Raw genomic sequence first — 17,529 nt, 5'->3', positions numbered from 1 at the left:
GCGGATTCATCAGAGGTCTCACCGTGACCACGCGCCCCGCTTCCCCCACTGTCTGCACGCCGCCCGCCCCCACGCGAGCGGCCACGAAGGGACCGTGACGCCCATGCGCCACCGCACCGGACCCTGGCACACCTCCCGCGTCCTGCTGGTCTGCGGCGCTCTCGCGGCGGCCGTCGCCACCCCGGCCGCCCTCGACGGCACCGCCTCGGCCGCACCCGCGGCAACCGCCGCCGTCGTGGACAACGGCGGCACCCAGCTCAGCCACCGCGCCGCCAACGTCACCGGCGCCCTCGGAGTGACTTTCGGCTTCGAGACCTCCACCATCGCCGGCGGCCCGTACACCAACCAGGGCAACACCATCTACAACCTGCCGCTCTACCAGGCGGCCGGGCAGCCGAGCTCGCAGTTCTGGCTGGACGCGGTGGAGCAACTGGTCACCGCCGGCGTGGACTTCGTCGCCGTGGACACCCGCGGCTACGTCCCCGGCTCCGCCGTGCCCAACGGCGGCGGCGACCCGCGCGAGCTGACCCAGCTGGTGGCGGCCATCAACCAGGCCGGCGCCGCCGACAAGCTGAAGATCGCCGCCTTCGACGACACGCCCGCCTCGATGACCGACAAGAAGAACCAGGTCAAGCACCACACCGGCGGCTACGACCCGGTCTTCGACATGGGCGACACCACCGGCGCGGGCGAAGGCGGCTACCAGTACCTGTGGGACAACGACCTGAAGGCGTTCTTCCAGGCCGTACCCGACAACCTGCTCTACAAGGTCGGCGGCCGCCCGCTGGTCTACCTGTGGTCCGACAACTCCTTCGCCTTCGGCAACCAGGGCGGGGGCCACTCCGCGGCGATGCTCTCCTACGTCCGCTCGCAGGCGCAGGCGCAGTTCGGCGAGAACCCCTACTTCGTCACCGACCAGTCCTGGATCGCCAACGACCCCGCGGTCGCCTCCGTCGCAGACGGCCAGGACGCGTGGTTCGGCGTGCCGAGCCCGACGTACACCAACGACACGCTGAACGGCCACGCCTTCGGCGCCACCGTGCCCGGCTTCCACTTCGTGACCGGCAGCTCGAACATGGTGATCGACCCGAACCACGGCCAGACGCTGGTCGGCGACCTGGCGAACACCGTCGGCAAGGGCGACGACCTCACGCTCGTGGAGGGCTTCACCGACTGGCTGGAGAACGCGGCCCTGTGGCGCACGGAGAACGCGCCCTACGCCACCACCCAGCGCGACTACCCGGGCCAGGACCTCAACATCCTGCGCCGCTACTCCAAGGCGCCCTTCCCCGGCACGCTCACCGTGCAGGCCGAGACCGCCGACTCCGCCACCGACACCACCGCGGGCAACGACTTCGGCGTCTACCGCGCCGACAGCCTCGATGTGCAGACGACGACGGACACCGGCGGCGGCTGGAACGTCGGCCTCATCGCCACGGGCGAGTCGGAGCAGTGGAACGAAGTGCCGCTGCAGAACACCGAGGACCTCACCGTCCGGGTGGCCACCCCCAACCCGGGCACGCAGCTGCGCTTCGTGGTGGACGGCGTCGCCGGATCCACCGTCACCGTGCCGAACACCGGGGGCTGGCAGACCTGGCAGACCATCGACGCCGGCACCTTCCAGTTCCAGCCCGGCACTTATCACACCGTCCGCATCGAGTACCCCAACGGCGGCCTGAACGTGAACTGGTGGCGCGCGACCGCCTCCTAGGCAGCCGGGGCGGTTCAGGCCAGGGCGAGGAAGAGCTTCTCCAACTCGGCCTCGGTCATGGGCGGCTGCGTGCCGTCTGCGGCCGCCAGGCACTGCCGCATGCTACTGGCGACGATCTTGAAGCCGGCCCGGTCCAGCGCGCGGGAGACGGCGGCGAGCTGCGTGACGACGTCCTTGCAGTCCCGTCCGGCCTCGATCATGGCGATGACGCCGGACAACTGGCCCTGGGCGCGCCTGAGCCGGTTGAGCACCGCCTGCATCGCGTCGTCGTCCACTGCCATTCCCACGACCGCACCTTCCTCTCCGGTGGCCGGTTGCCGCCTGCTTCAGCGTACCCCAGGGGGTATGGCGGCCGGCTTCGCGCGAAGCCGGCCGCCATACCCCCGCCAAACCCCGCCGAACCCGTCAGCCGTGGGAGAAGCGCACGTCCGGCAGCACCCGGCGCAGCCAGGCCGGGCTCCACCAGGCGGCCCGGCCGGTGAGGCGGAGCAGCACGGGCAGCAGCACCAGGCGCACCAGGGCCGCGTCCAGCAGGACGGCCGCGCCCAGCACGATGCCCATCTCCTTGGGCGGCAGCGGCCCGGACAGCGCGAAGGTGAAGAACACCGCGACCATCACCGCGGCCGCGGCGAAGACGACGCGGCCGGAGTGCGCCATGGCGCCGGTCATCGCCGCTTTGGGGTCGCCGGTGCGCTCGTGGTGCTCCTTGGCTGCGGCGAGCAGGAAGACGGTGTAGTCCATGGCGATGGCGAAGATCATCGCGAAGAAGAACACCGGTGCCCAGCCGTCGAGGAAGCCCTGCGAAGTGAAGCCGAGCAGCCCGGCGCCGTGCCCGTCCTGGAAGACCAGGCGCGCGACACCGAAAGCGGCGCCCGTGGACAGCAGGCTCGCGGCCGTGCCCAGGGCGGCCACCAGCGGCGCCTGGAGCGCGAAGAGCACCAGCAGGAAGCCCAGGGCGAGGACGACGCCGATCACCAGCGGGGTCTTCTGGGTCAGGACGCGCTGCAGGTCGAGGTTCTCCACCGAGGCGCCGCCGACGAGGCTGCCGGGCGGCAGGTCCGCCCGCAGCGTGTGCACGGTGCCGGACAGCGCCGGGTCCGAGGGGTCGACGGAGGGCACCGCCTGCACCATCGACCAGCCCGAGCGGTCGTCCGCCTGCTGCGGCGGCAACACCGCGGCGACCCCGTGGGTGTGCCGGGCGACCTCGGCGGCCCTGGCGGCCGCGGCCGAGGGCACGGCGATCTGCAGGGTGCCCGGGGTGCCGGGGCCGAAGGCGTCCTGCACGGCGGTGTAGCCGGCGCGGGCGGAGGCGTCCTTGGGCAGTACGGCGATGGACGGCATCGCGGTGCGCAGGCCGAGCACGGGCGCGGCCAGCACCAGCAGCACCGCCAGGGCGGCGCCGCCGTAGAGCAGCGGCCGGCGCCACAGTTGCTCGCCCCAGGCGGCGAACCGCGGCGATCCCGCGCCGCCGGCCTTCGCCCACGGCAGGGCGGCGGCGTCCACGCGCGGGCCGAGCTTGGCGAGCACCGCGGGCAGCAGCGTCAAAGTGGCGGCCAGGACGAAGACGACCGCGAGCATGATGCCGCCGGCCATCGAGCGGAAGGCCGGCGAGGGCACCAGCATCACCGCCGACAGGCTCACCAGCACGGTGGCACCGGACAGCGCCACGGCCTTGCCGGCGGTGTCCATGGTCTCGGCGACCGCCGCCAGGGTGCCGCGCGTTCCGCCCGCGCGGGCGGCGCGGAAGCGCATCACGAGGAAGAGCGCGTAGTCGATGCCCAGGGCGAGGGCGAACATCATGGCGAAGTTCATCGCCCAGATGGACACCGGCGTCAGGTGCGTCAGAAGCACCAGCGAGCCGGCCGAGGCGCCGAGCCCGGCCATGGTGAGCAGCAGCGGCAGGCCCGCGGCCACCAGCGAGCCGAAGGCCAGCACCAGGATGACCAGGGTCACCGGCCAGGACAGGATCTCCGAGTGCATCATCGCGTCGTGGTTGGCGGTGTTGAAGTCGCTCCACAGCACCGAGGCGCCGGTGGCGTGCACGGTGATGCCGCCGCCGGACAGCGCCGCGAGCGGGCCCTTGAGGTCGTCGGCGGCGCGCACCATCGTGTTCGGGTCCGTCCCGGCGCCGGCCAGGACGATCGCGGTGCGGCCGTCGGGGCTGACGGTCGCGCCGGGCTGCGGCGGCAGCACCTGGGCGACGCGGGGGTCGGCCCGCACCAGGCTCTCGGCCCTCGCGATCACCTTGCGCACCGCCGGGTCGGCCACCGGCCGGTCGGCGTGGACGACGACCTGGAGGGCGGTCGAGGCGTTGCCGCCGAAGTGGTCCTGGGCGATCTGCCGCACGGCCACCGATTGCGAGCCGTTCGCCTGCCAGCCCGCGCCCGACAGGGCGGAGTCCACCTTGGGCGCGAAGGCGCCGAGCCCGGCGACCACGGCGATCCACAGTACGAAGACCGCTCTGGCGTGGGTGGCCGACCAGACCCCGAGCCGGCCGAACGGCCCCGGCGCGGGCGGCGGTTGCGGGGCGGGGGCGCGCTCGCCGGAGGGTGCGGCGTGCTGCGATGGCGCGGACGTCATGGGACCAGCCCTTCCGATGAGGCCCTGCGGGGCCGTACTGCGGGGTCGCGGAGTTCTCGCGGGTGGATACCCCAGGGGGTATCCGAAGCCCCACGGTAAAGGGCGCGGCGGGCCGCGCGCAAATACACCGGGGGGTATCCGCAGGGCGAAGCCGCGGCGCTGCCCTTCCGTACGCCCGCGCCTTCCCGGACACCCGCCGCCGCACGCGCCCGTCACCCGCTGGCGCCTCCGCCGGGAGCACCCGGAACCCGGCCCGGAGAACGCTGGACCCGACCCCGACCCCGACCCCGACCCCGACCCCGACCCCGACCCCGACCCCGACCCCGAAAACGCCGGCGCCGACCGCTCCCCGGTGCGGGAGCGGCCGGCGCGGGACGGGCGTGAGGGTCGGCCCTCACGCCCGGGCGGGCGTCAGCGGTTGCCGTCGGAGCGCTTGCGGTGCAGCGTGAACTGCTCGAAGACCGACAGGTCGCCGTGCGGCTTGTTGACGTTGTAGTACGTCACGTGCAGCCGTGTGGTGTCACCGGGGAAGCGGCCCGGGTCCACCGTGAAGGCCGCGAAGCCGTAGGGGTGGTCCAGGTCGCGCACGCCCGTCCAGACCGCTTCCTCCTTGACGTACGTGGCCGCGCGCTTGCCGCCGGCCGGGCGGGTGGCCGACACGGCCGTGATCACCTTGGCCGTACCGTCCTTGAAGAACGACTGGTTGGTGGTGCCCGACACACCGCCGCCGCCCAGCACCATGTGCACGGTGCCGAGGCCGGTGTCGATGTCGTCGGTGCGGGTGGAGACCGGGTTCGGGGTCAGGGTCTCGCTGCCGCCCACCACGCCGCGCACCGCGAGCGAGCGCTCGTAGTTGTGCTCGTGGCCGCAGACCACCAGGTCCACCTGGTAGCGGTCGAAGAGCGGTCCGTAGGCGGCGCGCAGCCCGAGGTCGGCGCCGTTGGCGTCCGAGGAGCTGATCATCACCTGGTGCATCGCCACGACCACCCAGTCGATGTCGCGGTCGGCCCGGGCGGCCTTCAACTCCCGCTCCAGGAACGCCATCTGGCGGCCGCCGGAGTAGCCGTTGATGTAGAGGTCGCCGCCGTCCTGCAGGCACACCTCGTCGTTCTGCAGCACGATCACCCGCACCGAGCCGGCGGTGAAGGAGTACCACAGGCCCTGCAGTTCGGGGTCGGTCTCGGTGGACGGCAGCTGGAAGTAGGTCTGGAAGGCGTCCAGGCCGATCGCGCCGTTGCCGGACTCGATCTCGTGGTTGCCGGCGGCCGGCATCCACGGCCGGAACCGGGCCGAACGGGTGTTGTTGGTGAAGAAGTTGTTCCAGGTGCGCACCCGGTCCAGGTCCAGGTTGGCGTAGCACAGGTCGCCGTTGAGCAGGTGGAAGAGCGGCGCGACCTGCTCGATGCCGGTGACGATGTCCTTGGTGGCCGGCGTGGAGTTCGCGTCCAGCGTCACCGTGCCGTCGGTGTTCCAGGTCACCTGCGGCGCCGACTGGTCGCCGAAGCTGGTGAAGGTCAGCGGCTGCCGGCCGCGCGGGGCGGTGGTGAAGGTGCCGCTGTCCGGGGTGGCGCCGTCGTGCGAGACGACGTACAGGTAGTCCTTGCCCGGGGTGAGCTTGCTCAGCAGCGCGTGGTGGACGTAGACCGTGCGGCCCGACTTGCCGTCGCTGTAGCTGCGGGTCTGCGCGTTCGCGCCCTGCCCGAGGCCGTGCTCGATCGTGCCGTAGAGCACCCGCGGCCGCTTGACCGGGGAGTCGGTCAGCCACGACACCACCATCTGCGTGGACGGGTCCTTGCCGAAGGTCAGGTGCAGGCCCTGCACGGGCGGCGCCCCACCGGTGTCGGGGGAGGGGTGGAAGGCCGTGGAAGACGCCGAAGACACGGAAGACGCGGAAGACGACGGCGCCGCGGCGGCGGGCGTCGCGGTGAGCAGCGGCGCGGCGACCGCGGCGGCGCCCACGGTGCCGAGCAGGCCGACCGCCGTGCGGCGGCCGATGCGTTCGCCGGAAGGCTCCGACGCGTCCAACTGTGCTGCCATCTTTGCTCCTTGGCGCGGATCGTGCGCGGATCTGGGGCGGGGTGACGGGCTGTGGGGGACCCGGGCGTGCGAACGACGTGCAGACTCGCGCCCTCCGGCGACGGGGAGTTGAACTCCTGCTTGCGCGGCGACGACCAAACCCACAGTGACCGGCGGTCACCCACCCGTGTCCTCCCTCGTCCCGGGCGTACCACCGCCCACCCTGGCGGGCGCTGTTCGCGTCGCGTACCGTCCGGTGACACCCGGCGGACACCGGTCCTTCGCCCGCGCTCGCTGGTGTGGGACCGCCTCCGAAGGGCCGCACCCCCGAGCCCCCCACCCGAGCCAAAGAGGTCTCGATGAGCGAACTCAACCGGCGCCGCTTCCTCCAGATAGCGGGCGCCACCGCCGGCTTCACGGCGCTGTCCGGCAGCATCACCCGGGCCGCCGCCATCCCGGCCGGCCGGCGCACCGGCACCATCAAGGACGTGGAGCACATCGTCGTCCTGATGCAGGAGAACCGCTCCTTCGACCACTACTTCGGCTCCCTGCGCGGGGTGCGCGGGTTCGGCGACCCGCGCCCGGTCGCCCTGCCCGGCGGCGAGCCGGTCTGGTACCAGCCCGACGGCAGCGGCGGCGAGGTGCTGCCCTACCACCCGGACGCCGAGAACCTGGGCCTGCAGTTCCTCGAGGGCCTCAACCACGAGTGGACCGGCAGCCACGCGGCCGTCGCTCAGGGCCGCTACGACCAGTGGATCCCGGCCAAGTCCGCGGCCACGATGGCCCATCTGACCCGCGCGGACATCCCGTTCCACTACGCGCTCGCCGACGCCTTCACCATCTGCGACGCCTACCACTGCTCGCTGATCGGCGGCACCGACCCCAACCGCTACTACATGTGGACCGGTTGGTGCGGCAACGACGGCAAGGGCGGCGGCCCCGTCGTCGACAACTCCGAGCTGGGCTACGCCTGGACGACCTACCCCGAACGGCTGGAACAGGCCGGGGTCTCCTGGAAGATCTACCAGGACGCCGGCGACGGGCTCGACGCGGCCGGCGGCTGGGGCTGGATCGAGGACGCCTACCGCGGCAACTTCGGCGACAACTCCCTGCTCTACTTCGACCAGTACCGCAACGCGGCGCCCGGCGACCCGCTCTACGACAAGGCCCGCACCGGCACCGACGCCAAGGCCGGCGACGGGTTCTTCGACGTGCTGCGCGCCGACGTGACGGCCGGGCGGCTGCCGCAGGTGTCCTGGATCGTGGCCCCCGAGGCGTTCTCCGAGCACCCCAACTGGCCCGCGAACTACGGCGCCTGGTACATCTCGCAGGTGCTCGACGCGCTCACCTCCGACCCCGAGGTGTGGGCGAGGACGGCGCTGTTCATCACCTATGACGAGAACGACGGCTACTTCGACCACGTGGTCCCGCCGATGCCCGCCGCGGCCGGCGGCGGCGCCTCCACCGCGGACACCTCGCTGGAGCACTTCGGCGGCAACTCCACCTACGCGCCCGGCCCCTACGGCCTCGGGCAGCGAGTGCCGATGCTGGTCGTCTCGCCCTGGAGTACCGGCGGCTACGTCTGCTCCGAGACCTTCGACCACACCTCGATCATCCGCTTCATCGAGCGGCGGTTCGGGGTGCACGAGCCGCAGATCTCGCCCTGGCGGCGAGCCGTGTGCGGCGACCTCACCTCCGCGTTCGACTTCTCGCTCACCCGCGACGAGCCGGCCCGGCTGCCCGGCACCGACGGCTACCAGCCGCCGGACTCCGACCGGCACGACTCCTACGTCCCCGTGCCGCCCGCCCACCAGGCGGTGCCGCGACAGGAACGCGGCCACCGGCCCACCCGGCCGCTGCCCTACGCGCCGCTGACCGACGCGGCCGTGACCGGCTCGGACCGGAAGGTCACGCTCACCTTCGGCGGCGGCCCGGCCGCGGGCGCCTGCTTCCACGTCACCTCGGCGAACCGCACGGACGGCCCCTGGACGTACACCACCGAGGCCGGCCGGAAGATCTCCGGCACCTGGGACAGTGGGGCCACCGGCGGGGAGTACGACCTCACCGTGCACGGGCCCAACGGCTTCCTGCGCGGCTTCAAGGGCTCCGCCTTCCGCGTCGGCGCGGAGGTGACCGCCCGGCACGACACCGCCGGCCGGCTCGACCTCACACTGACCAATTCCGGGCACTCCGACATCCGCTTCACCCTCACGAACGCGTACGGGGGTGCGCGGCGGACCCTCGTGGTCCGCGCCGGGCGCCGCGAGTCCTTCCAGGTGGACCTCACGGTGGGCTCCCGCTGGTACGACGTGACCGTCCTCACCGACCACGACCCTTCCTTCGAGCGGCGCTTCGCCGGCCACGTCGAGACGGGGCGCCCCGGGGTGACGGATCCGGCGATCGCCACTGTTTAGGGCGGCCGCTCGCTGTTGGCGGGGGCGGCCGCACGGTGTTGGCGAGGGCGGCAACTCGCCGTCGGGGTTCGTCGCCGTCGCCGCCTGCGGCGTTGTGGCGAGGGTGGCTCCCCGCCGCGGGGGTTTCCGTCTCGTCGCCGCCTGCCGCCCGGTGGGCGGTTGCGCGCGCAGTTCCTCCCCCAGAGCTTCGCCTGGGGGTACCCCCAGTGCCCCTGTAGGGCTTGCCCTTTGCGCGAAGGGTGAGGCGTATCGCCTGAGGGGGCGCTGGGTACCCCCAGGCGAAGCTCTGGGGGAACTGCGCGACCCGCCCATGGCGGGGTGCAGGCGGCGGCCAACCGGCCGTCTTGGCGCAGACGGGAGCCGTACCCGTAAGAACTAGCGGTGGCTGGTGGCGAAGCGGGAAGGGGGGACGCCCAGGTGACGGGTGAAGTGGCGGGCCAGGTGGGACTGGTCGTAGAAGCCGACCGCGGGGGCGACGTCGACGGGGCGGGCGCCGGAGAGCAGGAGGCGGCGGGCAAGGTCGATGCGGCGGCCGGTGAGGTAGGCGTGCGGCGGCAACCCGTAGGCACGGGAGAACGCGCGGATCAGGTGCGTGGGGTGGGCGTGCAGGACCGCCGTGGCCTGTTCGAGGGTCAGCCCGTCGGTGGTGTGGGCGTCCAGCAGTTCGCGCAGCCGCGCGGCCAGGCGGTCGCCCTCGCGCCCCGGCGGCCGTACCCGCCGCCCTTCGAGGTGCGCCAGCAGCCGCTCGCGCACGAAGGCCAGGCGTGACTGCGCCTCGAAGGCGTCGCCCTCGTGCCGCAGCGCGGTGTGCAGCCGGTGGACACGGCGGCGCAGCGCGACGTCGCCGAGGATCGGCCCGCGGTCGACGGCGGGCCCGGCCAGCCGCGCGGGCAGGATGTCCGTGGTGAGGTAGACCACGCGCTTGCGGAAGCCGAGCGCGTTGACCGTACGGCCGTCGTGCGGGACGCCCGGCGGCAGCAGGACCACCCGGCTGGCGTCGGTGGCGTCGTGCCGCCGCCGGTCGAGGGCGAAGTCCACGGCGCCGTCGTCCAGCAGCATCAGGTCCCACGTCTCATGGGTGTGCACGGGATAGGCGTGGTCGGTGAAGTGCGCGTGCAGCACCTCTGAGATGCCGGCGACCCCCGGCCGCCAGGCGTCCACCTCGTGGACGTGCGGCGGGTGGTCGGGACCGTCGCCCACGTGCGCCACCTCCCTTGCGTCGTGAGCCCGAGCGCGCAGGTCAAGCCTGCCACGGGCGGCCCGAAGCGGTCGCGTCCGGCCTGTCTCGCAGGCCGGCTCCCGGAAAGGCCCGGGCGCGGCCGGGGGCGCCGACGTTCAGCGGGCCTGTGACAGGTGCAGGCGGGGGCGCGGGACGGCCCGGCAGGTGGCGGGCGGGCTGCGCCTCCGGCCGGACACGGATGGCGGGCGCTGATGGCGCCACGCTGCTCCGCGGGGGTGCGGGGGTGCGGGGGTGCCGGGGGAACGGCTCGGCGGGCGGGCTGCGCCTCCGGCAGGACGCGGGCGGGCCCTGATGGCGCCACGCTGCCCAGCGGACCTGCGGACCCGCGGTGGTGGGGGGTGCCGGGCGGCGGGCGGGCTGCGTGTCGTGCAGGTCGCGGGTGGCGGGCTCGGCTGCGGTCGTGCTCAGCTCACCTGCGGCGGGTGCAGGCCGGGGCCCGGGATGGCCTGGCGGGCGGCGGCGAGCAGGACGTCCTGAAGGACGCGGGCGGCCCGGGGCGGGGCCACGTCGCTGCGGTGGGCGAGGGCGACGGTGCGGCGCAGGCCGGGCCGGGCGAGCGGGGTGACGCGCAGGCCCGGGCCGGCCCGGGCGGCGACCATCGTGGGCACCACGCCGATGCCGAGCCCGGCCCGTACGAAGCCCATCACCGCGTCCATCTCGCCGCCCTCCACGGTCAGATAGGGCTCGAAGCCCGCCGCGCGGCACGCGGACAAGGTGAGGTCGCGCAGGTCGTAGCCATGCCGGAACATCACCATCGGCCGCCCCTCCAGGTCGGCGATCCGCAGCGGCGAGGGCAGCGGCCTCCCGGCCTTACCCGCACCGGCGGCGTCGGCCGGTGCGGGGGCCGGGTCGGCCGAGACGACCACCAGGTCCTCCTGGAAGAGCTCGATCGTGGTCAGCGCGGGGGAGGGGCTGGGCAGCGGCAGGACCACCAGGGCCAGGTCCAGCGCGCCGCGGGCCAGCTCGCGGACCAGGTCGTGCGAGCCGCCCTCCTCGATCTGCAGCCGGATGCCGGGGTGGCGGTCGTGGAAGGCGCGCAGCACATCGGGGAGCAGGCCGGTGCACAGGCTCGGCGTGGCGCCCAGGCGGACCCGGCCGCGGGTGAGCCGGGCCAGCTCCAGCACCTCTTGGCGGGCGGTGTCGGCGTCGGCGAGGATGCGCCGGGCCAGCGGCAGCAGCGCCTCGCCGGCGTCGGTGAGCGCGATGTTGCCCCGGGCCCGGCTGAACAGCGGCGAGCCCAGCTCCTTCTCCAGCGCCCGGATCTGCTGCGACAGCGACGGCTGCGAGACGTGCACCGCCTCGGCGGCCCGCGTGAAGTGCCGGGTGTCGGCGACCGCCACGAAGTACGCCAGCTGCTGGAACTGCATGGCCCCCACGATAACGCTTGATAGGCGGTGGCTATGGAGACGAGCCCGATCATGTCTTGGACCACTGCTGTCCGCGGGTCCTACCGTCGTGTCCATGGCACTGGCAACGCGGCCGGCCCGACGGCCCTCCATGGCGCGCAACGTGTGGGACTCCACCGTCGGCAAGAAGACGGTGATGGCGGTGAGCGGCCTGGTGATGCTGCTCTACCTGCTCGTCCACATGCTCGGCAATCTGAAGATCTTCTTCGGCCCGAGCGACTACAACGGCTACGCGCACTGGCTGCGCACCCTCGGCGAGCCCGCGCTCCACTACGAGTGGGCGCTGTGGATCATCCGTGTCGTGCTGGTCGCCTCGGTCGTCGCGCACATCGTGACCGCCTACCAGCTCAGCCGCCGCGACATCAGGGCCCGCCCGGTCGGCTACGTCCACCGCCGGGCCCGCGCCACGTACGCGACACGGACCATGCGCTGGGGCGGAGTGATCCTCGCCCTGTTCATCGTCTGGCACCTGCTGGACCTCACCACGCTGACCGTCAACCGCAACGCGCAGCCCGGCCACCCGTACCAGAACGTCGAGGCGACCTTCCACACCTGGTACGGCGACGTGATCTACATCGTGGCGATGCTCGCCCTCGGCCTGCACGTCCGGCACGGGCTGTGGAGCGCCGCGCAGACCCTCGGCGTCGGCAGCCGCAGCCGCGACCGCGCGCTGAAGACCGTCGCCACCGTCGTCGCCGTGGTGCTGGCGGGCGGCTTCATCGCCGTGCCCGTCGGCGTCATGACCGGAACCGTCCACTGAGGGAGCCGAGTTGACCGCCTACACCGAGTACGCCACCGGCGACCCGATTGCCGACACCAAGGCGCCGCAGGGGCCGATCGCCGAGCGCTGGGACACCCGCCGCTTCACCGCCAAGCTGGTCAACCCGGCCAACCGCCGCAAGCACACCGTGATCGTCGTCGGCACCGGCCTGGCCGGCGGCTCGGCCGGCGCCACACTCGCCGAACAGGGCTACCACGTCGTCCAGTTCTGCTACCAGGACTCCCCGCGCCGGGCGCACTCCATCGCCGCCCAGGGCGGCATCAACGCCGCCAAGAACTACCGCAACGACGGCGACTCCATCCACCGCCTCTTCTACGACACCGTCAAGGGCGGCGACTTCCGGGCGCGGGAGTCCAACGTGCACCGCCTCGCGCAGATCTCAGTGGAGATCATCGACCAGTGCGTCGCCCAGGGCGTGCCCTTCGCCCGCGAGTACGGCGGCCTGCTCGACACCCGCTCCTTCGGCGGCGTCCAGGTCTCGCGCACCTTCTACGCCCGCGGCCAGACCGGCCAGCAGCTCCTGCTCGGCGCCTACCAGGCGCTGTCCCGGCAGATCGCCGCCGGGAACGTGGAGATCCACCCGCGCACCGAGATGCTTGACCTGGTCGTGGTCGACGGCCGGGCCCGCGGCATCGTCGCCCGCGACCTGGTCACCGGTGAGATCTCCACGCACCTGGCCGACGCGGTCGTGCTCGCCTCCGGCGGCTACGGCAACGTCTTCTACCTGTCCACCAACGCGATGAACTCCAACGCCACCGCGATCTGGCGGGCCCACCGGCGCGGCGCCTACTTCGCCAACCCCTGCTTCACCCAGATCCACCCCACCTGCATCCCGCGCACCGGCGACCACCAGTCCAAGCTCACCTTGATGAGCGAGTCGCTGCGCAACGACGGCCGCATCTGGGTGCCCAAGGCCAAGGGCGACACCCGCCCGCCCGCGCAGATCCCCGAGGACGAGCGGGACTACTACCTGGAGCGGATCTACCCCTCCTTCGGCAACCTCGTCCCGCGCGACATCGCCTCGCGCGCGGCCAAGAACGTCTGCGACGAGGGCCGCGGCGTCGGCCCCGGCGGCCAGGGCGTCTACCTCGACTTCGCCGACGCCATCGCCCGCATGGGCCGGGAGAAGGTCGCCGAGAAGTACGGCAACCTCTTCGAGATGTACGAGCGGATCACCGCGGAGAACCCCTACGAGGTGCCGATGCGGATCTACCCGGCCGTGCACTACACGATGGGCGGACTGTGGGTGGACTACGACCTGCAGACCACGATCCCGGGCCTGTTCGCGATCGGCGAGGCCAACTTCTCCGACCACGGCGCCAACCGGCTCGGCGCCTCCGCGCTCATGCAGGGCCTGGCCGACGGCTACTTCGTGCTGCCGGCCACCCTCAACGACTACCTCGCCCGCCACCCCGCGGCCGCCCCCGTCCCGGCCGACCACCCCGCCGTGGTCGAGGCCGTGGGCGCCACCAAGGAGCGGCTGCACCGCCTGGTCAGCGTGGACGGCGACCGCACCGCCGACTCCTTCCACCGCGAACTCGGCGAGCTGATGTGGGAGTTGTGCGGCATGGCGCGCTCCGAGGAGGGGCTGCGCAAGGCGCTGGAGCGCATCCCGCAGATCCGCGAGGAGTTCTGGCGCCGGATCAAGGTGCCCGGCACGGAAGCGGAGTTCAACCAGTCCCTGGAGCGGGCCAACCGCGTCGTGGACTACCTGGAGCTCGCCGAGCTGATGTGCCTGGACGCCCTGCACCGCGCCGAGTCCTGCGGCGGCCACTTCCGTGAGGAGTCGCAGACCCCCGACGGCGAGGCCGCGCGCAAGGACGACGAGTTCTCCTACGCGGCCGCCTGGGAGTTCACCGGCACCGGCCGGGCGCCCGTCCTGCACCGCGAAGAGCTCGCCTTCGAGTACGTCCACCCCACCCAGCGGAGCTACGCATGAGGCTCACCCTGCGGATCTGGCGGCAGAAGAACGCCACCGCGCCCGGCGCCATGAAGGCCTACGACATCGACGGCGTCTCCCCGGACATGTCGTTCCTGGAGGTCCTCGACACCCTCAACGAGAAGCTCACCCTGGAGGGCGAGGACCCCGTCGCCTTCGACCACGACTGCCGCGAGGGCATCTGCGGCGCCTGCAGCCTCGTCATCGACGGGCAGGCGCACGGCCCGGAGCGCACCACCAGCTGCCAGCTGCACATGCGCTCCTTCCGCGACGGCGACACCATCGACGTCGAGCCGTGGCGGGCGGCCGCCTTCCCCGTCGTGCGCGACCTCGTGGTCGACCGCGGCGCCTTCGACCGCATCATCCAGGCCGGCGGCTACGTCAGCGTGCCCACCGGCTCCGCGCCCGAGGCACACGCCACCCCGGTGCCCAAGGCCGACGCCGACCGGGCCTTCGAGCACGCCGAGTGCATCGGCTGCGGAGCCTGCGTGGCCGCCTGCCCCAACGGCTCGGCGATGCTCTTCACCTCCGCGAAGGTCAACCACCTGGGCGCCCTCCCGCAGGGCGCGCCCGAACGGGAGACCCGGGTGCTGGACATGGTCGCCCAGATGGACGCCGAGGGCTTCGGCGGCTGCACCCTGACCGGCGAATGCGCCACCGCCTGCCCCAAGGGCATCCCGCTGACCTCGATCACCTCGATGAACCGCGAGTGGCTGCGCGCCACCCGCAAGTCCGGCCGCCGCTGAGACCCCGGCCCACCCGCCCCCTCCGGCCGTACGCAAGCACGCTCCGGCTCCACGGAAAACAACGGAAAACGACGGAAAACACGTTGCCGCCCGGCACAGCCCCCTGCTGTAGTCGGGCGGTACGCGTCCCCCGACCAAGGAGCCCTGCGATGCGCGGTCCCGTCATGCCCGCCCCCGAAGGAAGGACCCACGACCTTGAGGACATGACGCTTCGTGCACACACTCAACCTCGGCATCCTCGCGCACGTCGACGCCGGTAAGACCAGCCTGACCGAGCGGCTGCTCTTCACCGCCGGCGTGATCGACACCGTCGGCAGCGTGGACACCGGCAGCACCCGCACCGACACGCTCGCGCTGGAGAAGCAGCGCGGCATCACCATCCGCTCCGCGGTGGTCTCCTTCACCCTCGGCGGCACCGCCGTCAACCTCATCGACACCCCCGGCCACCCCGACTTCATCGCCGAGGTGGAGCGGGTGCTCGGCGTCCTGGACGGGGCCGTGCTGGTGGTCTCCGCCGTCGAGGGCGTCCAGCCGCAGACCCTGGTCCTCATGCGGACCCTGCGCAGGCTGCGCATCCCGACCCTGGTGTTCGTCAACAAGATCGATCGCTCCGGCGCCGACCTGGAGCGCACCCTGGCCGGCATCACCACCCGCCTGACCGCCGACGCCGTCGCCATGGTCCGGGCCACCGGGCAGGGCACCCGAAGGGCCGCGGCGCTCCCGTGCGACGGGGCCGATCCCGCCTTCACCGCCCGCCTGGCCGAAGTGCTCGCCGGCCACGACGACCGGTTGCTGGCCGCCTATGTCACCGACGAGCAGGCGCTGCCGTACCCCCGGCTGGCGGCCGCGCTCGCCGAACAGACCGGGCGGGCGCTGGTGCACCCCGTCTACGCCGGCTCGGCCGTCACGGGCGCGGGCATCGAGGCCCTGGTGGACGGCATCGCACACCTGCTGCCCGCGACCGCCGGCGACCCCGAGGGGCCCGTGTCCGGCACCGTGTTCAAGGTGGAACGCGGGCCCGCCGGCGAGCGCATCGGCTACCTGCGGATGTTCTCCGGCACCGTCCGCGTCCGCGACCGGCTGCCCGTCCACCGCGGGGGCGCCCGCGCCGGCGAGGCGAAGGTCACCGCGCTGCGGGTCTTCGAGGCGGGCGAGGACGTACGGACCGACGCCGTCGCCGCGGGCCGCATCGCCCGCGTGTGGGGGCCGGCCGACATCCGCGTCGGCGACACGATCGGGGAGGCGGGCGAGCAGCGGGACGGCCGCCACTTCGCGCCGCCCACCCTGGAGACCGTGGTCACCGCGTGCCGGCCGGGCGGCCGCACCGCCCTGTTCGCCGCGCTCACCCGGCTCGCCGAGCAGGACCCGCTGATCGATGTGCGGCAGGACGAGACCCGCGGCGAGATCGCCGTCTCGCTCTACGGCGAGGTGCAGAAGGAGGTCATCCAGGCAACGCTCGCCGAGGAGTTCGGCATCGAGGTCGGCTTCCGCGAGACGACCACCCTGCACATCGAGCGGCCCGCCGGCACCGGCGCCGCGGTGGAGTTCAACAAGCAGGACGGCAACCCGTTCCTCGCCACCGTCGGGCTGCGGGTCGCGCCCGCACCCGCCGGCAGCGGCGTCTCCTTCCGGCTCGGCGTCGAACTCGGCTCCATGCCCTACGCGTTCTTCGCCGCGGTGGAGGAGACCGTGCACCGCACCCTCGCACAGGGCCTGCACGGCTGGCGGGTGACCGACTGCGCGGTGGAGATGACGCACTCCGGCTACAGCGCCCGGCAGAGCCACGCCCACGCGGTCTTCGACAAGTCGATGTCCAGCACGGGCGCCGACTTCCGCGGTCTGACCCCGCTGGTGCTCATGGCCGCACTGCGCCGGGCGGGCACGGTGGTGCACGAGCCGGTGCACCACTTCCGGCTCGACCTGCCGGAGAACGCGCTCGGCGCGGTGCTCCCCGTGCTCGCCCGGCTCGGCGCGGTGCCGCGCACCCAGCAGGTGAGCGGTGGGACCCATGTGCTGGAGGGTGACATCCCCGCCGCCCGCGTGCACGGACTGGAGCAGCAGCTGCCCACCCTGACCAGCGGCGAAGGCGTCCTGGAGAGCGCCTTCGACCACTACCGCCCGGTGCGCGGGCCGGCGCCCGCGCGGCCGCGCACCGGCCCCGACCCGCTGCACCGCAGGGAGTACCTGCTCCAGGTGCAGCGCAGGCTGTCCGGGTCCGGCGGACGGAGTTAGTCTTGGACAGATCGGTCTACCACCTGGAGATGCCATGGCACGCACCGGAAAGACGCCGGGACCCGACCACCCCATCACCGTGCAGCCCACCGGCGCGCGGGTGGTGGTGCGCGCGGGCGGGCGGGTGATCGCCGACACCACCGCGGCCCTCACCCTGCAGGAGGCGGACTACCCGGCAGTCCAGTACATCCCGCTCGCCGATGTGGCACCCGAGGCGCTGCGCCGCACCGACAGCCACACGTACTGCCCGTACAAGGGCGAGGCCTCCTACTACAGCCTGGTCGGCGACGGCACCGAGATCGCCGACGCCGTCTGGGTCTACGAGGAGCCCTACGACGCGGTCGGCACCATCGCCGGCCACGTCGCCTTCTACCCGCAGCACGTGGACATCGCGGTCGAGGCCGCGGCCTGACGCGCACGCGGAGCACAGGAGGGGCCGCGGTCACCCGCGGCCCCTCCGCCTC

The 17,529-nt window shown here is 73.0% G+C and carries 12 protein-coding genes; 7 read left to right on the top strand and 5 right to left on the bottom strand.

All coding sequences use genetic code 11. From position 1 onward, the window contains the following. The first annotated feature begins 103 nt into the window (after window positions 1-103). The gene (locus tag BLR33_RS01735; RefSeq protein WP_093782411.1) at window positions 104-1,711 is read left to right on the top strand and encodes a DUF5010 domain-containing protein; all 1,608 of its coding nucleotides are present in this window, start codon (window positions 104-106) and stop codon (window positions 1,709-1,711) included. 14 nt (window positions 1,712-1,725) lie between these two features. Here the strand turns inward: BLR33_RS01735 and BLR33_RS01730 are convergent, their stop codons facing one another. The 3 genes from BLR33_RS01730 to BLR33_RS01715 form a co-directional block, all read right to left on the bottom strand. Next, on the bottom strand, window positions 1,726-1,992 hold the full coding sequence (locus BLR33_RS01730) for a metal-sensitive transcriptional regulator (RefSeq protein WP_093782410.1): 267 nt from the start codon (window positions 1,990-1,992) through the stop codon (window positions 1,726-1,728). 124 nt (window positions 1,993-2,116) lie between these two features. Next, window positions 2,117-4,291 carry an MMPL family transporter gene (locus tag BLR33_RS01725; RefSeq protein ID WP_093782409.1) on the bottom strand — a complete coding sequence of 725 codons (2,175 nt, stop codon included), beginning with the start codon at window positions 4,289-4,291 and terminating at the stop codon, window positions 2,117-2,119. 411 nt (window positions 4,292-4,702) lie between these two features. After that, the gene (locus BLR33_RS01715) at window positions 4,703-6,328 is read right to left on the bottom strand and encodes a purple acid phosphatase family protein (protein ID WP_093782407.1); all 1,626 of its coding nucleotides are present in this window, start codon (window positions 6,326-6,328) and stop codon (window positions 4,703-4,705) included. A gap of 338 nt (window positions 6,329-6,666) precedes the next feature. Between BLR33_RS01715 and BLR33_RS01710 the strand changes: the two genes are divergently transcribed. Next, window positions 6,667-8,721, top strand: coding sequence for a phosphocholine-specific phospholipase C (locus BLR33_RS01710; protein ID WP_093782406.1), 2,055 nt, complete (start codon window positions 6,667-6,669; stop codon window positions 8,719-8,721). 375 nt (window positions 8,722-9,096) lie between these two features. Here BLR33_RS01710 and BLR33_RS01705 read toward each other — a convergent pair whose 3' ends face one another. Both BLR33_RS01705 and BLR33_RS01700 read right to left on the bottom strand, forming a co-directional pair. Next, a complete protein-coding gene (locus BLR33_RS01705) occupies window positions 9,097-9,921 on the bottom strand; it encodes a helix-turn-helix transcriptional regulator (RefSeq protein ID WP_093782405.1) in 825 nt (274 codons plus the stop codon). A gap of 444 nt (window positions 9,922-10,365) precedes the next feature. Continuing rightward, window positions 10,366-11,328 (bottom strand): LysR family transcriptional regulator, encoded by a 963-nt coding sequence (locus tag BLR33_RS01700; RefSeq protein WP_093782404.1) that lies wholly within the window; start codon window positions 11,326-11,328, stop codon window positions 10,366-10,368. 94 nt (window positions 11,329-11,422) lie between these two features. Here BLR33_RS01700 and BLR33_RS01695 point away from each other — a divergent pair, with 94 nt between their 5' ends. The 5 genes from BLR33_RS01695 to BLR33_RS01675 all read left to right on the top strand — a co-directional run bounded on the left by BLR33_RS01695 (window position 11,423) and on the right by BLR33_RS01675 (window position 17,477). Beyond that, window positions 11,423-12,127: a succinate dehydrogenase cytochrome b subunit gene (locus BLR33_RS01695; RefSeq protein WP_093782403.1), complete on the top strand. Its 705-nt coding sequence runs from the start codon at window positions 11,423-11,425 to the stop codon at window positions 12,125-12,127. Between the two features lie 10 nt (window positions 12,128-12,137). After that, window positions 12,138-14,087, top strand: a complete 1,950-nt coding sequence (locus BLR33_RS01690; protein WP_093782402.1) for a fumarate reductase/succinate dehydrogenase flavoprotein subunit — start codon at window positions 12,138-12,140, stop codon at window positions 14,085-14,087. Further along, window positions 14,084-14,833: a succinate dehydrogenase/fumarate reductase iron-sulfur subunit gene (locus tag BLR33_RS01685; RefSeq protein ID WP_093782401.1), complete on the top strand. Its 750-nt coding sequence runs from the start codon at window positions 14,084-14,086 to the stop codon at window positions 14,831-14,833. Before BLR33_RS01690 ends, BLR33_RS01685 begins: the two co-directional genes overlap by 4 nt. Before the next feature lie 213 nt (window positions 14,834-15,046). Further along, the gene (locus tag BLR33_RS01680; protein ID WP_093782400.1) at window positions 15,047-17,065 is read left to right on the top strand and encodes an elongation factor G; all 2,019 of its coding nucleotides are present in this window, start codon (window positions 15,047-15,049) and stop codon (window positions 17,063-17,065) included. A 34-nt stretch (window positions 17,066-17,099) separates the two neighbouring features. Then, on the top strand, window positions 17,100-17,477 hold the full coding sequence (locus BLR33_RS01675) for a DUF427 domain-containing protein (RefSeq protein WP_093782399.1): 378 nt from the start codon (window positions 17,100-17,102) through the stop codon (window positions 17,475-17,477). The last annotated feature ends 52 nt before the right edge of the window (window positions 17,478-17,529 follow it).

It is taken from the genome of Actinacidiphila guanduensis (assembly GCF_900103985.1).
Lineage (GTDB): Bacteria > Actinomycetota > Actinomycetes > Streptomycetales > Streptomycetaceae > Actinacidiphila > Actinacidiphila guanduensis.
The sequence above is the reverse complement of the archived record's forward strand: the minus strand, read 5'-3'. Positions and strand labels throughout refer to the sequence as shown.

Excerpts from the sequence above, each read along its gene's own strand:
- BLR33_RS01710 (WP_093782406.1), top strand. The coding sequence starts at position 6,667 with ATGAGCGAACTCAACCGGCGCCGCTTCCTCCAGATAGCGGGCGCCACC.
- BLR33_RS01715 (WP_093782407.1), bottom strand. The coding sequence starts at position 6,328 with ATGGCAGCACAGTTGGACGCGTCGGAGCCTTCCGGCGAACGCATCGGC.
- BLR33_RS01685 (WP_093782401.1), top strand. The coding sequence starts at position 14,084 with ATGAGGCTCACCCTGCGGATCTGGCGGCAGAAGAACGCCACCGCGCCC.
- BLR33_RS01675 (WP_093782399.1), top strand. The coding sequence starts at position 17,100 with ATGGCACGCACCGGAAAGACGCCGGGACCCGACCACCCCATCACCGTG.
- BLR33_RS01700 (WP_093782404.1), bottom strand. The coding sequence starts at position 11,328 with ATGCAGTTCCAGCAGCTGGCGTACTTCGTGGCGGTCGCCGACACCCGG.
- BLR33_RS01730 (WP_093782410.1), bottom strand. The coding sequence starts at position 1,992 with ATGGCAGTGGACGACGACGCGATGCAGGCGGTGCTCAACCGGCTCAGG.
- BLR33_RS01725 (WP_093782409.1), bottom strand. The coding sequence starts at position 4,291 with ATGACGTCCGCGCCATCGCAGCACGCCGCACCCTCCGGCGAGCGCGCC.
- BLR33_RS01695 (WP_093782403.1), top strand. The coding sequence starts at position 11,423 with ATGGCACTGGCAACGCGGCCGGCCCGACGGCCCTCCATGGCGCGCAAC.
- BLR33_RS01735 (WP_093782411.1), top strand. The coding sequence starts at position 104 with ATGCGCCACCGCACCGGACCCTGGCACACCTCCCGCGTCCTGCTGGTC.